This is a genomic window from Bradyrhizobium sp. AUGA SZCCT0169 (assembly GCF_018130085.1).
GTDB lineage: Bacteria > Pseudomonadota > Alphaproteobacteria > Rhizobiales > Xanthobacteraceae > Bradyrhizobium.
This window is the reverse complement of sequence record NZ_JAFCMC010000072.1, coordinates 1-3,139: the sequence shown is the minus strand read 5'-3', so window position 1 is coordinate 3,139 and position 3,139 is coordinate 1. Positions and strand designations below refer to the sequence as shown.

The 3,139-nt window shown below is 65.0% G+C and carries 1 protein-coding gene and 1 pseudogene; both read left to right on the top strand.

The annotated features are described in order from the left end of the window. Positions 1–198 (top strand): annotated as a pseudogene (locus tag JQ609_RS34825) (autotransporter outer membrane beta-barrel domain-containing protein); the annotation flags it as partial. A gap of 254 nt (positions 199–452) precedes the next feature. After that, positions 453–3,139: autotransporter-associated beta strand repeat-containing protein (locus JQ609_RS34820; protein WP_212277143.1), on the top strand; the 2,687-nt coding region annotated here is incomplete at its 3' end.

Sequence of the window (3,139 nt, the reverse complement as noted above, 5' to 3'; positions counted from 1 at the left end):
GGGGCGACGTTCCAGACGCTGCCGGGCGCCAGCTTCTTCGTCAACGGCGCGGCGCAAGCTGCCAACTCCGCGCTCGTTACGGCTTCGGCCGAAACCAAGTGGAGGAATGGCTGGTCCACCGCCGCCACCTTCGAAGGCGAGTTCTCTAACGTGACGCGCAGCTACGCCGGCAAGGGCGTGGTGCGGTATGCGTGGTAGGCATCGGACATCCGGTGATTCGGCTGCTGGATTGCCTGCTCGATAACGATGATGGGATTTGCCGCAGTCGTCCCTCCCAAAATTCGTCGGCCTCATTGGTTACGATGATGCCCAGCGCGGGTTCTGGTGGCCGATATGCCACTAGTCTTCACAATCGTCGGGGCCAGCTGTTGCTCGTACACCGAGACGCTTCCTGCTCTGGAATCCCTATGCTTAGTAAGAAGCTGGCCCAGGCGTTTGCTAGGAAATTTGAAATGCATTCCTCGGAGTTCGTCAGGGCCTCGAACAGCGCGCAATTCTCTGAATGCACGACACGTTCTGCTCCGCGTCGCCGCACCGCGCTGTTGGCCGGCACCGCTTTCACCGGCGCGTTCATCGCCGCCATTGTGGGCTATCCGCAGCGCGCGCTCGCGGCCTGCCTCGGCGAGAATACCGGCAGTGTGACTTGCGATGCCGGTAACCAGGCGACCGCCGGCGCGCTCTCTACGGACTTCGCCGGCACCACGGTGGTCAACAACAATGTGGGCGGCAAGATCGATACCGGTGGCGCCGGCGTGAGTCTATCGGCGCCGGGCACCCTGACCTTCAATCACAACGACACGACCTTCGGGATCACCAACACGGCCGGTGCCGGCGTCGCGCTCGTCGGCAACGGCGCGATCACCTATTCGGGAAATGCTGCGGTCACCGTGACGGGGGACGATGCGGTGTCGCTAAACTCGAACGGCGGCGCGGCCGGAAACATTACGGTCACCAGTAACGCGACGGTGCAGAGCACGACCAATTCAGGCATCTCGGTGTTTAAACCTGCGGGCAGCGGCGCTGTACTGGTCAACGGCAGCGGCACTGCGATCGGCGCGGCGCTCGGCATCTCGGTCGTCCATGCTGGTACCGCCGGCGGCATCACGATCAGCGGCACCGGCGCGGCCGTTGGCGGAATTGGAATTCATGCCGACATCAACGCGGCGACGAACGCGTCCAACATCCTGATCGACCGTTCTGGCAACGTCACAGGCGGCGCGTTGGGCATCAACGCCATCCATTTCGGCACCGGCAACATCACCGTCACCGGCGGCAGCCTCGTTTCAAGCACGGCGGGCAACGCCATCGCAGCGCAACAGGTCAACAACCTCGCCGGCACCAACGGCTCTGTCACGGTGGGCGGATCCGGCGACGTCAACGCCTTGGGCGGTGTCGGTATCTTCGCGGAGGTCACCCAAACCAACAATACCGGCAGCGTCACCGTCACGCGCTCCGGCACCGTGACCGCGACCGGCACCGGCATCGAGGCCGCGGCTTTCGGCGGCGGCAACGTCAATGTGAGCGGCACCGGCAATGTGAGCTCATCCGGCAATGGCGGCATCAGCGCCGTCGCCTCCGGCGGCAACGGTAACGTCGTGATCGCGCCCACCGGCACCGTCTCCGGCCTGACCTACGGCATCCTTGGGACCGCCAGCGGCATCGGCAACGTCACCGTCACCGTATCGCAAGACGTCACCGGTCCGCAGGGTGGCGGGATCTTTGCAAGCGTGGCGGACGGCCGCATCACCGTAAACGTCGCGGCCGGCACCGTCAGCGGCAGCGCGGCCGGCTTTCTGGTGCCGGGAATCCAGGCCATTGCGGCCGGGACGGGCGGTGCTACCATCAACATCAGTGCCGGCGCGTCCGTGCTCGGCGACCAGTTCATCGGGATCGAGGTCACTGGCACGAACAATATCATCACCAACAACGGCACCATCCGGGGAGCAAGCGGCATCACGGCCTCGGACTCGACGACGCTCGTCAATGCGGGCGCGATCATCGGCACCCTCGGGACAGCCGTGACGTTCGGCGGCAGCGGCAACACGCTGACGCTGGCACCGGGCTCGGTGATCACGGGCAACGTGCTCGGCACCGGCAACGACACGTTCCAACTCGGCGGCACCGGCGCTGCAACTTTCGATGTGTCGCAGATTGGTCCCGCGGCGCAGTATCAGGGTTTCGGCATCTTCAACAAGATCGACGCGTCGAACTGGACGTTGACCGGCACCAGCAGCTTTGCCGGCCCGGTTACGGTCAATGGCGGCACGCTGAGCGTCAATGGCGATATCACCTCGGCAAGCGGCGTCACCGTGAACGCCGGCGGCACGCTCGGCGGCGCCGGCGTGGTCGGCAACACCAACATCAACGGCGGCACGCTGGCGCCCGGCTTTTCGATCGGTACGCTGACGGTCAGCGGCAGCCTGACGATGACGGCGGCATCGACCTATCTGGTGCAGATATCGGGCCCGTCGTCTGACAAAACCGTCGTGACCGGCACCGCCAATCTTGCCGGCAAGGTCACGGTCGATCCATTGGCGCGCGTCGCCGCAACCACCACCTACACCATTCTGAACGCGGGCACCGTCAACGGCAGCTTTTCCACGGTAGACTTTCTCACGGCCAACAGTTTCGCGCGCAACGTGCGGCTGAGCTATGTCGGCAACGACGTGTTGCTGACGGTTGATCCCGGCCTGCTGTCGCCGAATCTGCCGGCCAACGCCAACATCAACCAGAAGAACGTCGCGGCCGGAATCGACAACGCACTCATCGCCGGCACCAATATGCCGGCGGGCTTCAACGCGCTCTTCGCGCTGACCGGAACTGGCCTCGCCAATGCGCTGTCCCAGGTCTCGGGCGAGACCGCGACGGGATCGCAGCAGGCCACGTTCAACGCCATGAACCAGTTCATGGGCGTGATGATGGACCCGTTCATTGCGGGGCGCGGTGACGCGGCAACCGCCGGCGGCAACGCATCCGGTTTCGCCGATGAGGAAGCGCTGGCCTATGCCGCGAAGAAGCGCAATCCGAATGACGCGCTGGCGGCGATCTACACCAAGGCGCCGCCAATGGTGCCGTTCCAGCAGCGCTGGAGCGTGTGGGCGGCCGGCTTCGGCGGCTCGCAGACCACCGACGGCAATAC